This window comes from Janthinobacterium paucivorans, from assembly GCF_051380805.1.
In the GTDB taxonomy this organism is placed as follows: domain Bacteria; phylum Pseudomonadota; class Gammaproteobacteria; order Burkholderiales; family Burkholderiaceae_D; genus Janthinobacterium; species Janthinobacterium lividum_D.
This window is the reverse complement of the sequence record NZ_JBNYXR010000002.1, coordinates 285702-310161: the sequence shown is the minus strand read 5'-3', so window position 1 is coordinate 310161 and position 24460 is coordinate 285702. Positions and strand designations below refer to the sequence as shown.

The 24460-nt window shown below is 62.7% G+C and carries 18 protein-coding genes; 4 read left to right on the top strand and 14 right to left on the bottom strand.

Annotation, left to right across the window (positions count from 1 at the left end):
• Positions 1-282: 282 nt before the first annotated feature.
• Complete coding sequence (locus ACQ4V8_RS04360; RefSeq protein ID WP_070347097.1) at positions 283-2073, top strand: DUF1800 domain-containing protein; 1791 nt, start codon at positions 283-285, stop codon at positions 2071-2073.
• A 9-nt stretch (positions 2074-2082) separates the two neighbouring features.
• Entirely contained in the window at positions 2083-3531 is a 1449-nt protein-coding gene (locus tag ACQ4V8_RS04355) for a DUF1501 domain-containing protein (RefSeq protein ID WP_436570971.1), read from the top strand.
• Positions 3532-3655: 124 nt separating this feature from the next.
• On the opposite strand, the gene dcd is transcribed toward ACQ4V8_RS04355, so the two are convergent.
• From dcd to ACQ4V8_RS04335, 4 genes are all read right to left on the bottom strand, one after another.
• Positions 3656-4225, bottom strand: coding sequence for a dCTP deaminase (gene dcd / locus ACQ4V8_RS04350; RefSeq protein ID WP_010398891.1), 570 nt, complete (start codon positions 4223-4225; stop codon positions 3656-3658).
• Positions 4226-4357: 132 nt separating this feature from the next.
• Entirely contained in the window at positions 4358-5158 is an 801-nt protein-coding gene (locus ACQ4V8_RS04345) for an alpha/beta fold hydrolase (RefSeq protein WP_010398892.1), read from the bottom strand.
• A gap of 72 nt (positions 5159-5230) precedes the next feature.
• Entirely contained in the window at positions 5231-5911 is a 681-nt protein-coding gene (locus tag ACQ4V8_RS04340; protein WP_010398894.1) for an HAD family hydrolase, read from the bottom strand.
• 21 nt (positions 5912-5932) lie between these two features.
• Entirely contained in the window at positions 5933-6694 is a 762-nt protein-coding gene (locus tag ACQ4V8_RS04335; RefSeq protein WP_010398896.1) for a sulfite exporter TauE/SafE family protein, read from the bottom strand.
• A 157-nt stretch (positions 6695-6851) separates the two neighbouring features.
• Between ACQ4V8_RS04335 and ACQ4V8_RS04330 the strand changes: the two genes are divergently transcribed.
• On the top strand, positions 6852-7769 hold the full coding sequence (locus ACQ4V8_RS04330) for a LysR family transcriptional regulator (protein ID WP_334686075.1): 918 nt from the start codon (positions 6852-6854) through the stop codon (positions 7767-7769).
• 114 nt (positions 7770-7883) lie between these two features.
• On the opposite strand, the gene ACQ4V8_RS04325 is transcribed toward ACQ4V8_RS04330, so the two are convergent.
• Positions 7884-10307 carry a DNA internalization-related competence protein ComEC/Rec2 gene (locus ACQ4V8_RS04325; protein WP_436570970.1) on the bottom strand — a complete coding sequence of 808 codons (2424 nt, stop codon included), beginning with the start codon at positions 10305-10307 and terminating at the stop codon, positions 7884-7886.
• Positions 10308-10667: 360 nt separating this feature from the next.
• Between ACQ4V8_RS04325 and ACQ4V8_RS04320 the strand changes: the two genes are divergently transcribed.
• A complete protein-coding gene (locus tag ACQ4V8_RS04320) occupies positions 10668-12656 on the top strand; it encodes a helicase-related protein (protein WP_436570969.1) in 1989 nt (662 codons plus the stop codon).
• A gap of 186 nt (positions 12657-12842) precedes the next feature.
• Here the strand turns inward: ACQ4V8_RS04320 and ACQ4V8_RS04315 are convergent, their stop codons facing one another.
• The 9 genes from ACQ4V8_RS04315 to ACQ4V8_RS04275 form a co-directional block, all read right to left on the bottom strand.
• Positions 12843-13394 (bottom strand): hypothetical protein, encoded by a 552-nt coding sequence (locus tag ACQ4V8_RS04315; RefSeq protein ID WP_436570968.1) that lies wholly within the window; start codon positions 13392-13394, stop codon positions 12843-12845.
• A 668-nt stretch (positions 13395-14062) separates the two neighbouring features.
• The gene (locus ACQ4V8_RS04310) at positions 14063-15301 is read right to left on the bottom strand and encodes a PQQ-dependent sugar dehydrogenase (protein WP_070347098.1); all 1239 of its coding nucleotides are present in this window, start codon (positions 15299-15301) and stop codon (positions 14063-14065) included.
• 4 nt (positions 15302-15305) lie between these two features.
• Positions 15306-16103, bottom strand: a complete 798-nt coding sequence (locus ACQ4V8_RS04305; RefSeq protein WP_070347149.1) for a TatD family hydrolase — start codon at positions 16101-16103, stop codon at positions 15306-15308.
• A gap of 22 nt (positions 16104-16125) precedes the next feature.
• Complete coding sequence (gene lolD, locus ACQ4V8_RS04300; RefSeq protein WP_436570992.1) at positions 16126-16851, bottom strand: lipoprotein-releasing ABC transporter ATP-binding protein LolD; 726 nt, start codon at positions 16849-16851, stop codon at positions 16126-16128.
• A gap of 16 nt (positions 16852-16867) precedes the next feature.
• Entirely contained in the window at positions 16868-18127 is a 1260-nt protein-coding gene (locus tag ACQ4V8_RS04295) for a lipoprotein-releasing ABC transporter permease subunit (protein ID WP_010398908.1), read from the bottom strand.
• Positions 18128-18244: 117 nt separating this feature from the next.
• Entirely contained in the window at positions 18245-19522 is a 1278-nt protein-coding gene (locus ACQ4V8_RS04290) for a lipoprotein-releasing ABC transporter permease subunit (RefSeq protein WP_070347099.1), read from the bottom strand.
• Positions 19523-19646: 124 nt separating this feature from the next.
• Positions 19647-20942: a TolC family protein gene (locus ACQ4V8_RS04285; RefSeq protein WP_436570967.1), complete on the bottom strand. Its 1296-nt coding sequence runs from the start codon at positions 20940-20942 to the stop codon at positions 19647-19649.
• Entirely contained in the window at positions 20942-22255 is a 1314-nt protein-coding gene (locus ACQ4V8_RS04280; RefSeq protein WP_436570966.1) for an HlyD family type I secretion periplasmic adaptor subunit, read from the bottom strand. The genes ACQ4V8_RS04285 and ACQ4V8_RS04280 overlap by 1 nt, the downstream gene beginning before the upstream one ends.
• Positions 22252-24456: a type I secretion system permease/ATPase gene (locus ACQ4V8_RS04275; protein WP_436570965.1), complete on the bottom strand. Its 2205-nt coding sequence runs from the start codon at positions 24454-24456 to the stop codon at positions 22252-22254. The genes ACQ4V8_RS04280 and ACQ4V8_RS04275 overlap by 4 nt, the downstream gene beginning before the upstream one ends.
• Positions 24457-24460 lie beyond the last annotated feature (4 nt).

The window sequence follows — 24460 nt, the reverse complement described above, 5'->3', positions numbered from 1 at the left end:
TTTCCGATGCAGTGATTTTCCCTCTCAAGATGAGTTTTCGAACAAGCTTAATTGGCGGAAATGATTACGTCGTTTATACGCCACAGTACAGCCTATCCATAAAAAATATTTTTCATTTTTAAAAAATAAACTTCGGCTTAAACACCTGAAAAATGCATCAAATTCATCTAAAAGAACCTTAAAAATTCATGTGATCAACACGCAAACAGTTATTTGGACGCGGATTCCGGTAAGCAAGCCCTACAATTAGCAGGTCATATTTTTATTGCCCCAGGGAAACTAATGACTTACCGTACCTTACGCCACTTACTGGCCATCGCATCGCTGACTGTACTTACGGCCTGTGGCGGTGGCGGTGGCGGCGACAGCCAGTCCGATACTGCCCGCAATCCCGACATTTCGGTCGTGCCGCCAGCAAGCACTGTCCCCGGCACAACGCCGGGCGACACCACGGCACCGCCACCCCTGAGCACGCCCCCAAGCAAACAGACGAGCACATTTACGCGCCCGCAAGCATCGCGCTTCCTGGGCCGCGCCACGTTCGGGCCGGACATGGCGGCCATCGAGGCGCTGGCCGCCAGCGATAGCGAGGCTTGGTTTCGCGCACAGTTTTCCAAGCCACAAACCTTGCACCGCAAGTATATCGACGCAAAATATCCGGCCGCAGGCGCGGCGGCCAGCAAGGCTAATCCGACCGATTTCTATGAATCGTTCTGGCAGCAGGCGGTACGCGGCGATGACCAGTTGCGCCAGCGCGTCGCCTTTGCGCTCAGTGAAATCTTCGTCGTCTCCACGCAAAGCCAGGCCGTGTGGCCGCAGACGCGGGGCCTGGCAAGCTATTACGATATGCTGGGGCAACAGGCGTTCGGCAACTTCCGCACCCTGCTACAGGGCGTGGCCACGCATCCGATGATGGGGCTGTACCTGTCACACCTGCGCAACCAGAAGGAATCGAGCACGCGCACGCCCGACGAAAATTTCGCGCGCGAAGTCATGCAATTATTTACCATCGGCCTCTACCAGCTGAATGCGGATGGCTCAGTGAAATTATCTGGTGGCAAGCCGATCGACACCTATACGCGCGACGATGTGAGCGCTCTGGCAAAAGTATTCACGGGCTGGAGCTGGGCTGGGCCAGACCAGGCCGCGAACCGTTTTTATGGCAGCGTGGCCGATCCCGATCGCGACTGGAAACCGATGCAAAACTACGCGGCGTTTCACTCCACCAGCGAAAAACACTTTCTCGGCGTGAGTGCGGCAGGCGCCGGCGAAGGCGAAGCGGACATGGCGCTAGCCCTCGACACCCTGTTCAACCACCCGAATGCTGGCCCCTTCTTTGGCCGCCAGCTGATCCAGCGCCTGGTCACCAGCAATCCCAGCCCGGCCTATGTGGGCCGGGTCGCAGCCGCCTTTGCCAACAATGGTGCGGGCGTGCGCGGCGACATGCAGGCCGTGATCCGCGCCGTGCTGCTGGACCCCGAGGCACTGGCGCCAGCCGGCGGCACCCTGCGCACGGGCAAACTGCGCGAACCGCTGGTGCGTTTGGGCAACTGGATGCGCGCCTTCAACGCCAAGGACGCCGCCTTGCAATACCGCATCTATTACCTCAGCGATCCACTCTCGGGGCTGGGCCAGAATCCCATGAATGCGCCGTCCGTGTTCAACTACTTCCGCCCCTCCTACGTGCCGCCCAATTCGGCGCTGGCAGCAGCGGGCCTGGTGGCACCGGAAATGCAGATCACGTCGGAGCCTTCCGTCACCGGTTACCTGAACTTCATGCAAGATGCCATCCGCGGCGGCGTGGGGGAAAGCCGCGCCGTGCAGGCCGACTACACGGCTGAACTGGCCCTGGCCAGCGAGCCGGGCGCCTTGCTGGACCGTATCGACTTGCTTTTAATGTCCGGCAATATGTCGTCCCGGCTGCGCAGCAAGATCCTCGCTGCGGTCACTAGCATCGCCATTCCCGCCGCCAGCGCCAGCAACGCCGCACAAGTGACGACGGCGAAAACCTACCGCGTGCACCTGGCCATTTTCCTGGCCATGGCCTCGCCCGAATACCTGGTTCAAAAATAAGGAAGCGACATGACGACCACCTCCCATTTCTCGCGCCGCCGCTTCCTCGGCTCCATGCTGGGCCTGGCCGGCAGCACGGCTGCGCCATTCGCCCTCAACCTGGCGGCCATGGGCCAGGCGGCGGCGCAGTCAGCCGACGGCTACAAGGCCCTCGTGTGCCTGTTCATGGCCGGCGGCAACGATGCCTTCAACACGGTGCTGGCCACCGACACGCCATCCTGGAATGAATACCTGCGCTTGCGCAACACAGGGGGTAACGATTCGATCCACCTGGCCGGCCTCGGTGAAACAGGCGGCGTACTGCCGATCACGCCCGCCACGGCGCAAGCGGGACGCAGCTTTGCCTTGCATCCCTCCCTTGGCCCCTTGAAAGACTTGTTCGACGGCGGCCGCGCCGCCATCATCGCCAATGCGGGCACCCTGATACAGCCAGTGACACTGGCGCAATACAAAGCAGGCAATGTGGCGCTGCCGCCGAAGTTGTTTTCGCATAACGACCAGCAATCGACTTGGCAATCTGGCCTGCCGGAAGGCGCCAGCGTGGGCTGGGGCGGACGCCTGGGTGACCTGCTGGGCACGGGCAACGGCAATGCAACGTTTACGGCCATCTCGGCTGCGTCGAATGCCCTCTTCCTCAGCGGGCGACAGGTGCGCCAGTTCCAGGTGGGACAGGCGGGCGCCGTGCCGATCCGCAATATCGGCGGCAGCGGCTCTCTGTTCGGCACCACCGAGGGCGAGGCCGCTTTGCGTGACATCATCAGCACGGCGAGCGACGACATGATGGAACAGGAACACGTGGCGACAGTACAGCGCGCCATTTCCAGCCAGAGCGTGCTGAGCGGCGCCATGCTGGCGGCCGGCGCGGGTGGCGTACCCAATCCGCCACCCTACATCAATCCGAACACGGGCGCGTCCGGCGTCAATCAGTTGGCCGTGCAATTGCAGACCGTGGCGCGCATCATCGGCGGGCGCGGCGCCCTGGGGGCGAAACGGCAAGTGTTTTATGTGACCTTGGGCGGCTTCGACACGCATGACCGCCAAAAGGAGCTGCATGGCGACCTGATGGCGCGCCTGGCGCACGCGCTCGCGTATTTCGACGCCACGCTGGCAGCCCTGCAGGGCGCCGACGTGCGGCGCCAGGTGACGACGTTTACGGCGTCGGACTTCGGCCGCACCTTCAGCAGCAACGGTGACGGCACGGATCACGGCTGGGGTGCCCACCACTTTGTCGTGGGCGGCGCCGTCAAGGGCGGCGACATCTACGGCACATTCCCCGCCACGGGCCTGGGCCATGCGCTGGACGTCGGCTCCGGCGTGCTGCTGCCGACCACTTCCGTCGAACAGTACGGTGCCACCCTGGCGCAATGGTTCGGCGTGGCCGACAGCCAGCTAGCCGACGTGTTCCCGAATATCGGCAACTTCAGCCGGCGCGACCTGGGTTTCATGAAAGCAGCGTAAGCAACTGCCGCTGGCGTTGAGCAACTGCAACTTGATGCTGAGCGGCACGCCCGCCGCCACGCTCTAGGGCCATTGCCAGCAGCCAGCTGGCCGGGCAAGATAGACGCCCGGCCCTTGCAAGCGCTCAGGTCTTGGGCAATGTCACGCCAACCTGGCCCTGATATTTGCCACCACGGTCCTTGTACGAGGTTTCGCACACTTCATCGGATTCGAAGAACAGCACTTGCGCCACGCCTTCATTGGCGTAGATTTTCGCCGGCAACGGTGTCGTATTGGAAAACTCCAGGGTCACGAAACCTTCCCATTCCGGCTCGAACGGGGTGACGTTGACGATGATGCCGCAACGCGCATAGGTGCTCTTGCCCAGGCAAATCGTCAGCACATTGCGGGGAATGCGGAAATACTCGACCGTGCGGGCCAGCGCGAATGAGTTCGGCGGAATGATGCAATAGCCCTTGCCGGAGACATCGACGAAATTATTTGCGTCAAAATTCTTCGGATCGACGATGGTGGTGTTGATGTTGGTGAATAACTTGAACTCGTCGGCGCAACGGATGTCATAGCCATAGCTGGAGGTGCCGTAGGATACGATGCGGTTGCCGTCGCGTTCCTTTACCTGGCCCGGTTCGAACGGCTCGATCATGCCCGTTGTTTCCGCCATGCGGCGTATCCATTTATCGCTTTTAATCGTCATCGCAGGGGCTTCTTTCTAGAATATCGGAATGGCGGGGCTGCACGCCTGGCACAGGCGCGGCCCGAATGGCAGGATTTTACTTGAAAACCCGCCACTGTTGGCCCTTGCAACATGAAAATCGTTGGCCTGAGGCTACTCTTTAGCCAGCAAGGAAGTGACCATCTCGCGCACCACTTGCGCCGTCAGTTCCGGGTTTTCCATGGGAAACAGATGCCCGCCCGGCACCTGGCGGAAATACTTGCCGACCAGCTTGCGCGTGGCTTTCAAGCCTGCCTGGCGACATTCCACCGATTCCGTGCCGCCGATAAAACCGATGGGCACGGGCAAGCCGTTCTTGACGAGGCCGCCGATGTGATGCGGCAGACTGCGGTAGACCTGTGTTTCCACTTCGCGCGTAAAGCGCAGCTGCACCCCTTGCGGATGCGGCGCCAGGCCGCTATCGATATAGTCGTGCAACACTTGCGGCGCCCAGATGGCGAACATGTCCTTGGCGGCAAAGTGGGCATACGCGGCTTGCGCGTCGGGCCACAGCTTGCGCCGCCGGGCAGAAAAGCGCGAAGGGGAAAAGCGCTCGCCCAGCGCCGTATTGCGCGCCAGGCGCACCAGCAAGGCGCGCCAGCCGGCCACCACGGGTGAATCGAGCAAGACCACGCAGCGCACCAGGTCGGGCCGCTGCTTGGCGACCATCACGCTGAGCATGCCACCGAGCGAATGGCCGACGAGGATCACGGGCGCGCTGTAGCGGCGCTCCAGCTCATCGATATACTCGCGTACCAATTCCGGCCAGCCCGTGCTGACCGGGTATTCGGGGTCGTGCGCGTGCATGTCGAGCGCTTGCACGGCGTAATGTTGGCTAAGCAAGCCGAACAGCTTGCGGTAAGTGCCGGCCGGATAACTGTTGGCGTGGGCAAAGTGCAGTTGCGGGAGTGTCATCGTAGGATGGTGCCGGTGAATGCAATAGACAATTGTAATGGCATGCTGGCAAGCCGTATCAGAGGAAGGCCTCTAATTGCCCGCGCCCATGGCCATGCCGGGCACGAAGGAGGCCAGCACTGCGCTCAGCTCGGCGCTTGACTCCACCACGCAAAAGGCATCATCGAACGCATGCTCGCGGTTCATATGATTGCGCACAATAATGCATTCCAGCCCGGCTGCGTTGGCGGCGCGCAAGCCGCGCGGCGAATCTTCCACGGCCACGCACTGGGCAGCGCTTAGCCCAAGGCGCTGCAAACCCAGCGCGTAGCCGTCAGGGGCCGGCTTGCTTGCCCCATACATTTCACGCGTCAGCACGAAGTCAAAGTGCGGCAACATGCCGGTGGCCGCATGGCTGATCTGAAAATGCTGTGCGTAAGCGCTCGTCACCACGCCCATGGCCACATGCGGGCGCAGCGCCGCCAGCAACGTTGCGATGCCGGGCATGGCGAGCCGGCGCGCCTGGCGCAAGCGTTGCCCAAACAACACGCTGCGCTCGGCGCGCAAGCGCTCGACCAGTTCGATCGCGTGGCCCCGCCCCAGCAACACATGCCAGGCGCCATAGTTATTGTCCAGGAACCAGTCAAAAAATTGCTTTGGCGTCAAGTCTATGCCGTAGGGCAAAAGCAAGTCGCGGTTGCTTTCGTAAAACAATTGCTCGGTGTTGACCAGCACGCCATCGTTATCCCACAACACGCCGCAGATGGTTTTCATGGCTAGGCTCGGTTCAATAACTTACTTGAAAAAGATATCGTAAGACAATTTGACGATCAGCAACACCAGCAGCACGAGGAAGAGGATGCGCACGAAGGCGGCGCCGCGCCGCACGGCGATCCAGGTGCCGGTCAGGGCGCCCAGGATATTGCACACTGCCATCGGTGCGGCCACCGCATACACGACGTGGCCGGCGGGAATGAAAAAAGCCAGGGCAGCGACGTTGGTGGCGATATTGACCAGTTTCGAGCAGGCCGAGGCAAGGATGAAGTCGAAGCCGAAGACGCGGATAAAGAGGAAGATCAAAAAGCTGCCCGTACCCGGCCCGAACAGGCCATCATAAAAGCCGATGGCGCCGCCGATGACGATGGCGAGGATGCGTTCGCGCCCACCGATGGGGCGCGCTACGCGCGTGGTGCCGAAATCCTTCTTGATGAAGGTGTAAATGGCCATGATGATGATTAACACCAGCACCATGGGGCGCACCACCTGCTGCGGCACATAGGACACGGCAGCGGCGCCGATGAAGGACATGATGAAGGCGCTGGCCACAGCCGGCAGCACCAGCAGCCAGGGAATATGCACCTTGCCGACAAACGCGCGGGCGGCAAACGTGGTGCCGCAGGCCGACGCCAGTTTATTCGTGCCCAGCAAGGAGGTCGAGGCCATGTTCGGCATCAGGTTGAACAAGGCCGGCAGCTGTATCAGCCCGCCCCCGCCCACAGCGGCATCGATCAGGCCGGCAAAGAAGGCAAATAAACACAGCAGCGAGATGGTCAGCATGATAGGCAATGAAAAATGAGCAACAGCGGCAGTATAGGCGCCTTGGGTTTTTCCAGATGCAACTTCAAATTGCGGAAAACGCAATCATCCGTAACGCTTGACGGAATGCACCGCGTGCGCTCTACTGGCCTCTTTTGCCGGGAGTCATGCAATGTCGATGAAACTGATGTGGGAGATACGCGCTTTTTGCAGCGTGGTCGAAAAGCGCAGCTTCATCCATGCGGCACGCATGCTGGGACGCTCGCCGTCGGCCGTCACGCGCGCCATCCAGTTCCTCGAAGACGCCATCGGCGCCGAGCTGATCGTGCGCACGCAAAAGCAGTTCACGCTGACGACGGCTGGCGAAACCTATTACGCGTCAGCCAGGCACTTGCTGGAAACGCAGGCCGAGGCGGAAGACCAGCTCGCTGAACTGAGTAATTCGCCACAAGGCTGGGTGCGCCTGTCAGCGCCGGAAATTTTGTCCTTGGGCTTCTTGCCCAAAGTGGTGGCGCAATTTTCACGCGACTACCCGAATGTGTCGGTGGACATCCATTTCTCGGACAAATCGATCGACCCGATCCAGGAAAAGCTGGACTTTGCCATCCGCGGCGCCTTCCCACAGTCCAGTGAGCTGATCGGCTACCCGCTGTGGAATTACCGCCGCTATATGTACGCTTCGCCCGACTATCTACAACGCATGGGCGCGCCCGACGAACCGGAAGAGCTGGCCGGCCACGACATCATCATGCACTCGGCTCCGCGCATCCTGCGCGACTGGCATTTCGTCTCTGCGACGCGCAACGTGCGCTACCAGGTACAACCGCGCTTCCGCTTTACTTCCGGCATCGCCACTTTCCAGGCGGCCCTGGAAGGCGCCGGCATCGTACGCCTGGCCAGCTGGCTGGCGGAACCGGCGGTCGCCAGCGGCAGCTTGCGCCGGGTCTGCACGGCGTACCGGCTGACGTCGTCCAAGGAGCTCGACCCCAGCATCCACGCCGTGTACGGCAGCTCGCGCATGGCCAAGGGGGCGCGGCTGTTTTTGGAATATGTGCGCCAGCAAGGGCTCAAAATAGCCGATGAACGCGTCCTGTAGCTTCTATTGCGTCTATTGCGTCTATTGCGCGACGACGGTGTCACCATACACGGCAAACTGCACGCCATCGACGCCAAGGCCAGCTACCATCGGACTGCCCGTCATAGCGCAGCGCTAACGTCCATGCCAATAGCGCGGCCGCCAGTGCCGATACAGCGTCACGTCGATACCCTCGCCAAACGCCAGCACCACAGCCCCCGTCACATCGGTGCGCAGGCGCGTGATGCCCATGTCGCCATAGCGCGCATACACCTGCGCTTTCGGATGTTTATAGCGATTGCGGTGCCCGACCTGGAAAATCGCCAAGCCCGGATGGACGGCGTTCAAGAACGCTGGCGTGGAAGACGTTCCGCTGCCATGGTGCGGCGCCAGCAGCACGTCGGCCGCCAGCTCACCCTGCGCCGAGCGCGCCAGCAATTGCGCTTCTTGCGCCGCTTCGATGTCGCCGGCCAGCAAAATTGCATGCTTGCCTGCCGTGATTTTCAGCGTGCAGCTGCGGGCGTTCGGTTTCAATGAAATGTCCGTGTGACTGGCAAGCAGTGGATGCAACATGGCGAAGTGCACGCCTTCCCAGGTCCAGCTCTGGCCTGCCATGCAGTGCAGATAGGGCCGCTGCGATTCGCGCCGCACCTCGATGGCCGGGTGGCCATCGAACAGCGACGAGGCCAGCCAGCCCACGTCTATGTTTTCCAGCAAAGAGACGGCACCGCCCGCGTGATCGAGGTCACTGTGGGAAATGATGACGCCATCGAGCTTGGCAATGCCACGCGCGCGCAAGTAAGGCACGATGACGCGGCTGGCGCCGTCGGAATCGAGGCTGTAGGCGGGCCCCGTGTCGTACAGCAGACGATGGCCATGCGTTTCCACCAGGACGGCCATGCCTTGCCCCACGTCAAAGGCCGTAATCCACATCTGGCCTGGCGGCGGACTCGACGGCAAGGCCGTCAGCAGCGGCAGCCAGCCCAGCATACCGGCCCAGCGCTGCGGCCATCCGCGTGGCGCCAGCAGCCATGCCGTGCCAAACAAGGCCCAGCAAAAACTCCACAGAGGCGGCGCGGGCGCCGTCCACACGGCAAAGCGGCGCGCACCCAGCCATTCCAGCACCTGCGCCAACATTTGCACGATGGCGTGCGCCAGTAGCAGCAACGCATCGGACACGGGTGCGGGCAACAGGCTGCCGGCCAGCGACAAAGGCGTAACCAGCAGGCTGATGACGGGAATGGCCAGCGCATTGGCCACCGGGCTGACCAGCGATACTTGCGAGAACAGCAGCATCGTCAACGGCACCAGTCCCACCGTTACCACATACTGCGTGTGTGCGCCCAGCGCCACAGCGGCGCGCAAGCGGCGCCAGCGACTGGCGCTCTCGGGCAAAGGCGCCGTGATACGCCCTGCCGTCTCATACAGGATGGTGGCGACGGCGCCGAACGACAGCCAAAAACCGGGCCACAGCACGGCCCACGGATCGAGCAGCAGCACCACGCCCAGCGCCAGGCAGAGCACGTGGCCTATGCTGGTGATGCGTTCCAGCCACAAGGCCAGCGCCACCACCAGCAACATATACAAGGTGCGCTGCGCGGGCACGCCAAAGCCGGCCAGCAGCACATACACCAAGGCTGCCAGCGCACCGGCCAGGGCCGCCACCTTTTGCGCCGGCAGCAGCAAGGGCAGTTGCCTGTGCGTGAAAAATGAGCGGCGCCACAGCACCCCCGCTCCGAGCGCGAAGAGGCCCGCGATCATGGTGATGTGCAGACCGGAGATGGAAATCAAATGGCTCACGCCCGTGCGGTTGAACACTTGCCAGTCCGACTGCCCGATGGCGCGCTGGTCACCCACCACCAGCGCCACGATCACACCCGCGTACTGCTTGCCTTCCAGGCTGCGCAATATGCGCGCGCGCAACGCCGCGCGGCTCGCTTCCACTACATTGCCGAAGCCGGGCACGAAAGCGGCCAGGCGCAGATTCGACATATTGGCGCTTGGCTGCGGGCGCACATAGCCGGTGGCGCGCACGCCCTGTTCCAGCAGCCACGCCTCATAGTCGAATCCCATCGGATTGGCATTGCCGTGCGGACGCTGCAGCCGCACCGTCAAGCGCCAGCGCTCGCCCGGCTGCACGTCGCCCACTTCGTGCGTCACTGCATCGCGAAAGCCCGCGTACCAGGACAGGGCAATCAAGGGTGGCACCTTCGCCCCCAGCGCTTTTTCCACGGCAAAATTGAAGCGCACGCCCTGCTCGAAACGGTATGGCAGGCTGGCCACCGTGCCAGTGACGCTGATGTCGCGCCCTTCATCGGCCAGCGCCAGCTGCGGCGCCAGCGCGGCCTGGGCAAGCCACGCAGCCCAGTAAAAACCGAGTCCCACCCCAGCGGCAAAGCCAACGATGCAGCGCCAGCGCACGTGACGGTGCAGCAACAGACCGGCTGGCAAGCCCAGGCCGGCGATCAGCAATAGCAGCAGGCCTGCATGCGGCGGCAATCCGGCCTGCATCTGCAGCCCGGTGGCGCCGGCGGCAAAGCCGAGTATCAGGATGCGCATGGGAAGGCGGGGGCTAGGTAAAGGTAAAGGTAAAGGTAAGGGCAAGATGAAATCGGGGCAAGATCGCGGCAAAATCGCGGCAAGATCGTCAGCCGCGGCGTCAGGGGCTCAGGTACTGTGATCGCTTTCCATGCTGTGCCGTCTGATCTGGCGCAATGGTGGGCAGACAAAGCCGTTCGTGCGTGCAATGCGCCGCGACTTTAGTAAGCATGCCTGTCCCCGCTGCCCCTATCGACAGGAGCGCAGCCGAAGGCGCTACGCCGCACGCTGACGGAAAAGATGGCGACCAAGGCCGGGCAATACCGACAGCAGCCATCAACGGTATAATCGGCCTCGCTTACTTCAACACCCAGGCACGACATGACTTCCTCCGCACTCCCCCCCGTTACTTCCACCGATATTTCCGACAGCAGCGAAGACAATAACGACGCCACCCTGGTCGCGGAACTGGGGGAGCTGGCCGAGCATATCCGCTTGGTCAAGATGGAAGGGCGCGTCTTCATACGCTTTTCCGGCACGGTCAAGGCCGGGCATCTGCTGGTGCCGTATGCGCTGGTGCCAGCGCAGGGCGTGCTGGCACGGCCGGCCAAGTGGCGCAAGATGGAGCGCGAGGCCAAGCTGGCACTGGTGCGCGAACGGGCCAGCGCGGCCGCCTTCGAGGAGCTGCGCCAGCATGTGATGGATTTCGTCGCCGATATCGCTGGCCTGAGCGAGGATGTGGATACGGACCCGATGCTCTTCCTGCACACCTTGGCCGACATGCAGACGTCGGAGCCGGCGGGCATGGTCTTCGACCGCATCCGCCAGCGCTTCAACCACGCCATCGAGCGCCAGCAAGAAGAGCAGCACGCGGCGCGCACGCGCCAGAGCATCAACCTGGCCGAGTATCCGGCCTCGTTCGAGATGGCGCGCCGCCTGCCGCGCCGCTTCATCGCCCTGCTGGGGCCAACCAATTCCGGCAAGACGCACCGCGCCATAGAAGCGCTGGTCAAGGCCAAGAGCGGTATCTACCTGGCGCCCCTGCGCCTGCTAGCGCTGGAAAACTACGAACGCTTGCAAGAAGCAGCGCCGCACGGCAAACCGCTGGCGGTGAACTTGATCACGGGCGAGGAACGCCGCGTCGTCGACGGTGCCACCCATGTGGCCAGCACGGTGGAAATGCTGGACACGAAAACCGTCGTCGAAGTGGCCGTCATCGATGAAATCCAGATGCTGGGCGACCCGGACCGGGGCGCCGCATGGACGGCGGCCGTCTGCGGCGCGCCGGCCCACACCGTGTACCTGGTGGGTGCGCCCGAAGCGCGGCGCGCCATCGAAGCGCTGGCCGAGCGCCTCGACTGCCCGCTGGAAGTGCATGTATTAAAGCGCATGGCGCCCCTGTCGATGGAGCCGACCGCCGTGCGCAAAGTGCGCAACCTGCGCCGCGGCGACGCCGTCATCGCCTTTTCGCGCCGCGAAGTGCTGATGTGGCGCGACATGATCACGGAAACGGGCCTGTCGGTAGCCACCGTCTACGGCAACCTGTCGCCCGAAGTACGACGCGCTCAGGCGCAGCGCTTCCGCGACGGCACGGCCGATGTCGTCGTCGGCACGGATGCGCTGGCGATGGGCCTGAACATGCCCATTGCGCGCATCGTCATGACCACCTGCGTCAAGTACAACGGCCGCGAAGAAGAAGAGATTTCGGCGGCGCTGGCGCGCCAGATCGCCGGACGCGCTGGCCGCTACGGCGTCCACGAAGAAGGGCTGGTAGCGGGCTACGACAACGAGACGCATGAAGTGATGCGCGCCCTGCTGAAGGAAAAGCTGCATCCGCTCAATACCAGCGGCTTCGCCGTGGCCCCTTCGCTCGAACATTTGCACCGCATTTCATCGGTAACGGGCGAGCTGTCACTGTCAAAACTACTGCGCCGCTTCATCCACAATATCGACGTGCCGGACGGTTTCTTCTTCCCCCGCATCACGGAAGAGCAGAAAGAGCGCGCCGTCTGGCTCGACACCCTGCCGCTATCCGTAGCCGACAAGTTCGCCCTGTCGCTGGTGCCGATATCGAGCAAGGTGCCCTCCTTGCAAGCCGCGTGGGAGCACTGGGCAAAGAATCTGTCGCAGGGCAAGGCCAGCACACTGCGCCAGCATGCGTATGGCGGTGGCACGCAGAATCTGCAGCAGGTGGAAGACACCTGCCGCTACTACTCGGCGTATGCGTGGCTCAGTTACCGCCTGCCGGAATTTTTCCCCGATATCGCCGTGGCGCAAAACCTGTCGCGCGATGCCTCCGAACGCGTCGACTCCATCCTGCGCGCGCACAATGCGGCATCGCGCGGACGCGCGGGCAAAAAGTTCAAATAAGCTGTGATTTCCCGAAATAGATGCGACGCAAGGTGCGCCCGTGTAAGGCGGCGCCCAAGCCATTTTGCTAATAGCTGCGAGTCACTTCTTGCCTGACTTGACGGCTAAGGTAACGGCGCCGCAGAGTCAAGGATCGGGACCGGCTGCTTGCGCCCCGAAGCAGACGTTGGACTATAGTGGATGATGTCAGTTCTTTACGGCATCCGTCGCCGGGCTAACTGGAACACTTGCCGAACCAAGTCCTGCCTTCGTTTCAGTGCGTTGTTGAAGCTCACCGATAAATTTATAGCCGAGTACTAAAGCGCCGATGACCAAAATTGTCACAACATTAACAATAAGGTTCCCACCAACGTCGCGCAACCAACCCACCCAAGTACGTTTAGCTGCCAAAGCCCCATTGACAGTAGTTAGCTGTGTCTGCAAGCTGGCATTAATGGTTCCAATATATGTGTACAGAACGTCCTGCCGAGTTTCTGCCTCAGTACGTTGAACCAGGTCGTCAAGACCCTCATTGAGAAAAGCTTGGGCCATCGCCTCAGCTTGTGAACGATACGCTGCTATTGATGCGTCAAGGGAAGCGATAGCGTGGAAACGTTCAATTTCCTCTCGACTCGGATTGCCACCAGAAGTTGTCTTGCAGAACTCAACCTTTTGTTGCTTGTAGATAATGTAAGCTAACGCCCCTACCAAGTCATTGGGATCAGCAGTTAGCTTTCCGTAAATAGTGTTGTACGCCACAGGTCACTTTGGTTTATTAGTGCTTGTCTTTGCAAAGCGATAGGCTTCTGACATTTTTTTGTTTGAAACTCCTATTTCCCGCATGACTTTCGCCGCAACTGGCGAGGACGGCGCCCGCGACAAAGTAGTAGAAGCTAGGCCATAGTTAGCCTGTTTCGGGACGGCCGACTTGCTAGACATTCGGCCATTGATAGCCATAACGTCACTACGAGAGAAAGCTACTTTCGCCATGCCGTTCTCCTCGTTCTCAAATTAGTCATAATTTTACATCAAAAAACAAGCTAAGATTATACGCCCCATTCCCAGGGATGGTCGAGAGAGTTACATGAAGGCTGCCCATGCCGCCAGAGGGTGCCGAGAAGGTCGAACCATTGAACCCCTCGGCAACCTGAACCAGAGCATTCACGTTCCTTATTTGAGCTTGTACGAACGGCTGCTCCTGGGCCGAAAGCGGAAGTTCGTCGCCGCCAGCGTAACTCAGCAAGAAGCGGTGGACTTCGCTACTTTACGCCCGTAGTCGCAGCAATTTCCAACACGTCGCAGTTACTTCGGAAAGTCGCATAAGCATCCACTGATTTCCAGAGGCCAGCCCTGGTCAATGATGCGATGGCCGGCCGATTGCAGGACGATGCGCCGACCTCGCTCTGCGCGAGGCCAGGCAATAGGCATTACGGCTTCGCCGCCGCATAGTGTAGTTTCAGCACCAGCCCATTATGGTCGTCGGCCATGTAGATATCGCCATCCTGGCCCAGCTTCACGTCGACGGGCGCGCCCCTGCCCTGCTTGCCCTTGCGTTCCCAGTTGCCGATCAACTCGACAGACTTGCCCAGCGGCGCACCGGCCTTGTCGGGCAGCAGCGCCACCAGGCGATGGCCGTTGCTGCGGTAGCCGTGGTAGCCGATGATCAAGCTATTTTTGTATAACTCCGGGTAGCGGCTGGCCGTGTAGAAGGTCATGCCCAGCGGCGCGGCGTGAGCCGGCAGCAGGCGCTGCGGAGCGACGTACTCGGTGGCGCAAGCCGTCTTCGGATACTCCGGGCTGGCGACATTGTCGTCATAACAGTACGGCCAGCCGTAATGCCGGTCGGCCTTGATCAAATTGAGCTCTTCGTGCGGCAGGTTTTCATCGCTTTTCAGCTGCGGCATGGCGGCTTGGATGGCGTCGCGCGCGTTTTCCGCCTGCCACAGTTCGCCCGTGGCCGGATGAAAGGCCAGCGCCATCGAATTACGCAAGCCGCGCGCATGCGTGCGCCAGCTCGTCACCGTACCGTCCGGCCAGGCCATCTTGTATTCGCGGATGGCGCCCAGCGCTTGCGGGCCTTCCGCAGCAGCGCAGGGCTTAGCCGGATCGGGCGCCTGGCCATCGTTCTCGCAATGATCGGTGCTCGAACCCACGTTGACATACAGGTCGCCCGTGGGGCCAAAGCGCATCGTCGTCAGCAGGTGCAAGCCCAGTCCCGGCAGGCGCGGCGTCTTGGCCGTGCCGCCGATCACATCGTTGACGGTGCGAGCGGGGTCGCGCAAATCGAAGCGGAAGATGCGCCCCACTTCGCCCACATAAACCATGCCGTCCGGCCCTTGCACGATGCCGTTCGGGCGATCAAGCTTGTCGAGCAGCAGCTTGCGTGCGTAGCCGGGGCCTGCCGCCTTGCGCTGCAATAGCCACAATTTACCCAGCTTCGGCGCCCATCCCGCCATGTCCGTGACGAGGATGTCGCCATTCGTCAGCGGCAGCACGCCACGGGGAAACTTCAAACCGTCGGCCAGCACGGCCACGCAAAAGCCGGCCGGCGTGGCGACGTCGAGGCGCGGCATGCCGTCACACTGGGCATTGACGGCTGCCATGGCGGGAGTGGTGGCGCTGACCAGGCAGGCCGCCAAGGTGCTGGTGAATTTTTTCAGATGCATGGTCTTATTCCATCAACGGTAGTCGGGGCAGTACGGCGCGCGCGTTGGCGCAGGTCGCAGCGGCCACTTGCGCCATATCCAGGCCGCGCAGTTCGGCCAACATGGCGCCGATACGCGGCAATTGTTCGGGACTGTTGCGCCCAGGGTGTAACCAAGCCGGGGAAATATCGGGCGCGTCCGTCTCCAGCACAATGGACGCCAAAGGTAGTTCGGCTGCCATGCGGCGTATCTGCAGCGCGCGGGTAAAGGTCATGGCGCCGCCAAAACCAAGCTTGAAACCGAGGTCGATATAGCCTTGCGCCTGCTGAAAGCTGCCGTTGAACGCATGCGCGATGCCGCCGTTCGGACGGATCTGGCGCGCATGCTTAAGGACGATGTCCTGCGAGCGGCGCACATGCGTCAGCACGGGCAAGTCGAAGTCGCGGGCGATCTTTAGCTGTTCGCGCAAAAAATGCTCCTGCTTGGCGCGCATCGCCGGTTCGCACAGCATGGGGATGAAGAAATCGAGGCCGATCTCGCCGATGGCCACAAAGCGCGGGTCGGTCATGGCCTGCGCCACGGCCTCGCGCAGGGCGATCAAATCGTCCTCGGTGGCCTGCGGCACGTAGATCGGGTGTATGCCCAGCGCATAGCAGGCGTTCGGCGCCGTTGCCGCCAGATCGCGCACGATGGCGAAATTGGCCCGTTCGACGGCGGGAATAACGATCATCGCCACCCCATCAACACTGGCGCGCGCGGCCACTTGCAGCGACTCGCTGCCAAATTCATGCGCGTCGAGGTGGCAATGCGTGTCGATCCACAGCATGACGGCTCCTTAGTATTGTTCAGTATTGATACGGCTGCAGCCCTTCGTCCGTCAGGCGCAGCACGCGGTCGCAGCGCTTGGCCAGTTCGATATCGTGCGTGACGATGACGAAGGCCGTGCCCAGAGTACGCGACAATTCCAGCATCAGGTCGAAAATCTGTTCTGCCGTGGCATGGTCGAGGTTACCAGTCGGCTCATCGGCCAGCACGCAGGCCGGTTGCGTGACGAGGGCGCGCGCCAACGCCACGCGCTGGCGCTCGCCGCCCGACAATTCACCGGGCGTGTGCGTGACGCGCTTGGACAGGTTCACGCGCGTGAGAATCTGCTGCGCCAGTTCGGTGGCCTGCGCGCGCTTCATGCGCCGTATCATCAGGGGCATGGCGACATTGTCCAGCGCGGAAAACTCGGGCAGCAGATGGTGGAACTGGTAGACGAAGCCCAGCGAGGCGTTGCGCAAGTTGCCGCGCGCCTTTTCACTGAGGGTAGCGAAATCCTTGCCCAACAAGCTCACCTTGCCGCTGGTGGGCGTATCGAGCCCGCCCAGCAGGTGCAGCAGCGTCGACTTGCCGGAACCGGAAGCGCCGACGATGGCGACCCGCTCGCCCCGATGGATGTCGATGTCGATGCCGGCCAGGACCTGCACCTTGTAGCTGCCTTGCGTGAAAGTCTTGCCCAGGCCGCGGCAGGACAGGACGGCAGAAGCAGCGGCAGCGCCGTTGGAAACAGGTTTGTTCAAGTCGGTCATGGTAATAGTCAGTGGTTTATTCATAGCGCAGGGCTTGCGCAGGTTTCACGCGGGCAGCCCACCAGCTTGGGTACAGGGTTGCCAAAAAGGCCAGGATCACGGCCAGCACGCCGATCTTGGTGACGTCGGGCCAGCGCAAGTCGGACGGTACGGTGCTGATGAAGTAAATGTCCTTGGAGAGGAACTGCACGCCCAGCAAATGCTCGATGAAGGGCACGATGACGTCGATGTTCACCGCCACCAGCACGCCGCCGCCCACACCCAGCAGCGTGCCCAGGATGCCCACCAGCGCACCCTGGATCATGAAAATTTTCATGATCGAGCCGGGAGACGCGCCCAAGGTGCGCAGGATCGCAATATCGGCCTGCTTGTCCGTCACCGTCATCACCAGGGTCGACACCAGGTTGAAGGCGGCTACGGCGATGATCAGAGTCAGGATGATGAACATCATGCGCTTTTCCGTCTGCACGGCGGCGAACCAGTTGGCGTTCAGTTTTGACCAGTCGCGCAGCCGCAGATCGCCCGGCATGGTTTTTTTCAGCTGCGCCGCCACTTGCGGCGCCTGGTTCATGTCCGCCAGGCGCAAGCGCAGGCCGGACGGGCCATCGAGGCGCAGCAAGCGCTGGCCGTCTTCGATATTGATGAAGGCCAAACCGGCGTCGAATTCATTGTGGCCCGCCTGGAAGATGCCGCTGACGGTGAAGCTGCGCATGCGAGGCAGCACGCCGGCCGGCGTGACCTGGCCCTGCGCCAGCATCAGGGTGACTTTTTCACCGAGGTTGACGCGCAGGGCGCGCGCCAATTCGATGCCCAGCACGATATTGAAGGTGCCCGGCTGCAGCGCCTTGAAGCTGCCCATGCGCGTCTGGCCGGCCACATCGGAAACGTTCGGCTCTTCCTCGGGCAGCACGCCGCGCACGATGGCGGGACGCAGCGCATCGTCGCGCAGCAGCATGCCCTGCGTTTCCACGAATGGCGCGGCGCCTTTCACGGCCGGATTTTTAAAGGCCTGCGCCGCCTCGGCGCGCCAGTCCGGCATGCTGCCGCTGTTGTCGAATACTTCCACGTGGGCTAGCACCGACAGCATGCGGTCCGTCACTTCCTTCTGGAAGCCGTTCATCACGGACAGCACGACGATCAACGCCGCCACGCCCAGTCCAATGCCGGCCATGGAAATGAGGGAAATGAAGGAGATAAAACTGTTGCGGCCACTGCGCTTGCCGGCCCGCGTGTAGCGCAGGCCGACCAGCCATTCGAAAGGAATATTTTTTAACATGCTTGTGATGTGATTGATTCTTGTGTAAGCGACATGCCACCGTGCTGACCCAACGGCGAAGTGCCGGGGTCGGACCCTGAGGGTCCGACCCCAGATTCTGCCTTAGGGGTAATTTTCTTACTCATAGCGCAGCGCCTCGGCCGGCTTGACGCGCGCGGCGCGCCAACTCGGGTAAATGGTCGCCACCAGCGCCAGGCCAAAGGCAATCAGGCCGATCTGCGCCACGTCCAGCCAATGCACGTCGGATGGCACGGCGCTGATCTGGTAGATTTCCTTGGAGATGAAATGCAGGCCGAAAATGCCTTCGATGAAGGGCACGATGACGCCCACGTTGAGCGCCAGCAGCACGCCGCCGATGACGCCCAAGGCACTCCCCAGCAAGCCCACCAGTGCGCCCTGGATCATGAAGATCTTCATGATGGAGAATGGCGAGGCGCCGAGGGTGCGCAAAATGGCGATGTCGGCCTGTTTGTCGGTGACCGACATCACCAGTGTCGATACCAGGTTGAACGCGGCCACGGCGATGATCATGCTCAGGATGATGAACATCATGTTCTTCTGGCTTTGCACCAGCGCATACCAGCTGGCACTGGCGCGCGACCAGTCGCGCATCCACAGTTGCCCCGGCATCGACGCTTTCAGTTCGCGCGCCACCTGTGGCGCCTGGTTCATGTCATGCAGGCGCAAACGCAGGCCGGACGGGCCGTTTAGCTGCAGCAACTGCTGCGCGTCCTGCATGTTCACAAACGCCAGACCGGCGTCAAGCTCATTGTGACCTGCCTCAAAGATGCCGGCCACCTTCAGCGCGCGCATGCGCGGCATGGCGATGCCATTGGCCGCCTCGCCCGCCCTCGGTTCGCGCTCCAGCATCAGGGTGACGTTTTGCCCCACTTTGACGTCGAGCGCCTTGGCCAGATCGATGCCCAGCACGATGTTGTACGAACCTGGCGTCAAGTCCTTGAAACTGCCCTCTTTCATCTGGGAGGCCACGCTGGAAACGCTGCCTTCCTGCTGCGGCAGCACGCCGCGCACGATGGACGGGCGCATGGTTTCATCATTGAGCAGCATACCCTGGGTTTCCACGAAGGGCGACACGGCTTTCACTTGCGGGTTGGCGTAGGCGGCGCGCTCCTGCGCTTGCCAGTCGGGCATGGAGCCGCTGGTATCGAACACCTCGACATGGGCCAGCACTGACATCAAACGGTCAGTCACTTCCTTTTGAAAGCCGTTCATCACGGAGAGCACGACGATCAGGGCGGCCACGCCCAGGCCGATGCCGGCCACGGAAATGAGGGAAATGAAGGAAATGAAGCTGTTGCGGCCACTGCGTTTCCCGGCGCGCGTATAGCGCACGCCGACCTGCCACTCAAAAGGAAATTGTTTGATGATGCTCATTGATGCTCATGCGCTCCCGCGACAAGGTAATATGCGAGCGCGCAGTTTGCCACACAATGGCCATTTCATGCATGAAACTGCATGTAAAACAGCGCACGCTGACACCAAATCTGGCGCCAGCGCCCTATTGTGCCAGCCCAAACACCTGCAGTAGCTGCCCCGCCAGCGCATATTGCCGCATCTGCGCCAGGGTCAAACGGTGCAACTGGTCGATGCGCCGCTGCTGTATCGTGAAGTAGCTGTCGCGCGTCTGGATGATCTGCTGCAGGTTGCGCCGCCCCGCCTCGTACTGGATACTACCGCCGCGCACGACAAAGGCCATCTTCTTTTCCTGCTCGTCGAGTAGAGCCAAGGTGCGCTGCGCATTGGCGATACGCGGCAGCATGCTGGCCAGATCGGCGCGCATGCCCTGCTCGGCGCGCGCCACATCTGCCTTGGCCGCCTGGGCCCGGCTGACGCTCTCGTCGCGCTGCGCCAGGCTGCCGCCGCCGAGCGGAAACTCCCAGCTCACGCCCACCGACCAGCCGCGCTGCTGTATCGTCGATGGCGGCGGCGTCGTCTTGTTATTGAGCAGATGGCTGACATCGAGGTCGATTTTCGGCGCCAGCGTGGCCGCCACGCTGCGCACGCGCAGTTGGGCCGCCGCCGCCCGCTCGCGCGCGGCACGCAACTGCGCCTGCTGCGTGTCGGCGTTTTCCAGGGCCTGCGCCGGCAGCGGCGCAAACGTGAAGTCGAGAAACTGCGCCACCGGCTCGAAGGCCAGCGCCTCAAGCTTGATCTGCGCGGCCAGACGGTCCGTCAACACGCCGTCGTGCACCAGTTCCGCGTCCAGCTGCGAGCTTTGCGCCAGTTCGCGGTCCACTTCCGACGATTTTCCCAGCTCCGCCTGGCGCGCTACCTGCTTCACCAACAGCGTCACGTCATGCAGGCGTTGCTGCGACTGCAACAGGCTGCGCTCAAGGCGCTGCATGTCGAAATACGCTTCGGCCAGTTTTTCTGCGCTTTCCGCGCGTGCCCGCTGCACGTCGAAGGCGGCGCCCGCCATTTCGCGCTCGGCCGCATCGAGTTCGGCGCGGTCGGCGCCGCCGTTGTACAGATTCCAGCGCACGCTCGCTTCCACCTGGTGCGTACGGCGTTCCACGTCCAGCGTGCCATCGACATCATTGCTGCGCCCCCGCGTCGCCTGCAGCGCCGCAGTTGGGAACAGGCGCGAGCGGGCCTGCTTGTAGCGCGCCTCGGCGGTGGCCAGCGCCGCCTGCGCTGTGATGACCTGCGGGTCGCTCGGCACGGCGCGCGCCAGCAGGGCAGGCAAACCGCGCATGGGCATCGGCTGGACGGACAAGGTTCCTGGCAGTTGGGCCTGCGCTTCCAGCACGATGCCGGCGCACGCCAGCATGAGCGATATTGATATGGCACGCATCAACGCTCCTGCAGGGAAGACTGCAAGCCGCGCAGCACCGGCTTGAACACATATTGCAGCACCGAGCGGCGCCCCGTCAGGATGCCCACGTCAACCGGCATGCCGGGCGTAATCGGCAGCACCTTGCCATGCGCCGTCAGCTGCCTGCGGTCGGTACTGAGCTGCACTTCAAAATACGGCTCGTTGCGCTCGTCGGGGATGGCGTCGGCACCCACGCGCACCACTTGCGCCTTCATGCGCCCATAAGTGGTGGCGTCGTAGGCAAGCACGTTTGCCGAGGCGCTCTGCCCGACGTGAATAAAGCCGATGTCGGACGGCTTCACGCGCACGGAAATGAGCACTTCCGAGTCGGCCGGCACGATTTCAAGAATAGGTTTTCCAGGCGGCGCCACGCCGCCCACGGTGGCTATCAGCACGCGGTTGACAACGCCGTCAACGGGCGCCGTCACGTCGCGCCGGCTGACCTGGTCCTGCTGGCCTTTGACGGTGCTGGCCAGGGCGCCGGCCTTGGTTTCATATTCGCTGCGCTGTGCGCCCCATTGGCCGCGCATGCGCGCCTCCACTTCGCTGGCCTGCGCCTGCGCTTCGGCCAGGGTAGCGACCAGGCGCGGCAAGGAGCTGCGCAGGCTGTCGAGTTCCGTGCGCTGCTGCTGCACGCGCTGCTGCGCGTTCAGGTAATCGCCGCGCGAACCCGCGCCCTCCTTGAACAGCCGCTCCTCGATAGCCAGGCTTTCCATGCCGATCTTGAGACCCGTCTCAAGCTGGGCGATGCGGCTGTGCGCCTCGGCCAGCTCGCCGCGCCGGCGCATCACGCCTTCGCGCGCGGCCGCCGTGGCCGACGCGAACTCACGCTGGCCATCGCGCCACAACTGCGTTTCCTTGGCGATCAGCGCGGGAGCCTCGCGTTGCCATTCCGGCGCGAACTGCGGCGCACCACCAGTCAGCAGCGCATCGAGACGCGCCCTGCCCGCCAGCGCGGCCAGGCGGTTCTGTACGCTGGCGCCCAGGTTGGCGTCGTATTGCGCCGTATCTAGGCGCAGCAGCAAGTCGCCGCGGCGCACCTGCTGGCCAGCCTTGACCCGCATTTCACGCACGATGCCACCGTCCAGGCTTTGCACTTCCTGCAGGTGTGACGGCGGCGTGATGGCCCCGCGGCCATTCACGGACACGTCGAGCTGGGCGAACGTGGTCCAGACCAGGGTCAGCACCAGCAACACGGCCGTCAGCGCCAGCATGCAGATAATGATGCGGCGCGGCTCGCGCTCGGGGTCCGGGTGCGCCTGCGTCAGCGCACGCGCATTCAGGGCGCTCATGTCGATGTTCCCGTCGTGTTGGCAACGGCAGCGGGCGGCTTGGCGGCCTGATTTTGAGCCGAATTTTGACCATTTTGACCATGAATTACACGCAAAACTTCATCGCGCGGGCCGTCGGCCACGATGCGGCCCTTGTCGAAAACGATCAGCCGGTCCACCAGCGCCAGCATGGCCATGCGGTGCGTGACGAGCACGATGGTGGTGTCTTGCAAGGTGCGCAGCCGGGCGATCAGGCGCTGCTCCGTGGCCGGATCGAACATGCTGCTCGGTTCATCGAGCAGCAGTATCGGCGGTTTCGCCAGCAAGGCGCGGGCCATGGCCACGGCCTGGCGCTGGCCGCCGGACAGGCGCTCGCCGCGCTCGCCCACTTCCATCGCCACGCCATTGGGCAGCTGCGCGATGATGTCGTCCAGGCAAGCAAGGCGGATGGCGTCAAGCAGGCCGGCATCGTCCGCCTGGCTGCGGCCCAGTTCTATGTTTTCGCGCACGGTACCGTGAAATAGCGTCACGTCCTGCGGCACATAGCCGATCTGGCGGCGCAGGCTCAAGGGGTCCAGCTGGGTGCTGGCCAGGTCGTCGAACAGCACGCTGCCGCTTTGTGGACCGTACTGGTTCAGCAGCAATCGCAGCAAGGTGCTCTTGCCGGAACCGAGCTTGCCGATCACGCCCACCCGTTCGCCCGGACGTATCTGCAGGCTCAGTTTATCGAGCAGCGGCGGCGAGTTCGGGTAGGCGAAGCTCACCTCGCGGAACTCGATGCGCCCGGACAGCGGCGGCGCCTGCAAGCTGGCTGCATCGTCGTCCGTGGGCGCTTCCATGATCTTGTTCAGCGCGTGGTAGGACAGCTTGGTCTGCTCCCAGCGCATAATCAGGCCCGCGATCTGGCTCACGGGCGCCAGCGCGCGCCCCGTCAGCATGCTCACGGCGATGATCTGGCCCAGGGTCAGCAGGCGTTCCCCCATGAGCAGTGCGCCGACGGCTACCACGGCCACGCCGGACAGGGCCAGCACGGCCGTGTTGATGTAATTGACGCGGCTGACGATTTCGCGCGTCTCGACGCTGCTGGCGGCGATGGCTACCGTCAGGCTCTCCCATTTACGGCGGCTCCACGCCTCGGCGCCCAGCGCCTTGATGGTGTCAAGGCCATTCATGCTTTCAAACAGGTGCGCCGTGCGCTGCCCACTTTCCTGCATCGAGGCGGCCACGTGGCGCGCCAGCGCCGCGCGCGAGGCGAAGGCCAACAGCAGCAGGATGGGGATGGCGGCCAAGGGCACCAGCACCAGCCAGCCGCCGACAAAGGCGATGACCAGCAAGAACAGCAGCAGGAAGGGCAAGTCGCCCAGAGTGGTCACGGTGGTCGAGGCGAAGAATTCGCGCACGGATTCAAAATCGCGCACGGTATTGGCAAGGGCTCCGCCCGAGGCGGGCCGGCTGGCCGCGCGCAAGCGCAGGCACTGGGCGAAAATATTGGACGACAGGGCCACATCCATGCGCCGCGATGCTGTTTCCACCAGCTCGCCGCGCAGCAAGCGCATGCCCAGCTCGAAACCGGTCAGCGCGACAACGGCTATCGTCAACACCCACAGGCTGGACGTGGCGTTGTTGGGAATCACGCGGTCGTACACGGCCATCGCATAGAACGGCACCAGCGCGCTGATGACGTTCAAGACCAGCGTGCCCAGCAAGGCCCAGCGAAAGACCCAGCGGTTGCGGTTGAACACGTCCCAGAACCAGCGCCCCGCCGCCGGCATGCTGTAGAGCAAGCTGCGCTGGTCGAAAAACATCACGGGCCGCACGGCCACCCAGCGCCCGGCGGGCACTTCCTGCGCCAGCATGGTCGCGTCCAGCCAGGAGGTGCCGGCGATGCCAGGCACATGGCATTCATATTTATCATCTGCAATACTCAGAACCACCAGCGCCTGGCCCTCGCCGTTGACTAGCAAGGCTGGCATTTCCGTGACGCGGCGCGGCTTGTCCATCGGCAGCGACGTGCCGGTCAAGCTGGCATGGCTGAGCGCCTGATCGAGAAAATCGGCGGCGCCCGGGTCGCCATGCGCGGTCACGCTGTCGCGTAGGCGTTCGGCTTGTACGCCGGTGCCAAGAAAACGGGCCAGGAAGACGATGGCGTCGGCAAGCGTGTCGGCGCGGGCGGTGGATGGGGAATCGTCGACGGCGGCGTTCGCGGCAGAAGGTGGCGTCATGATG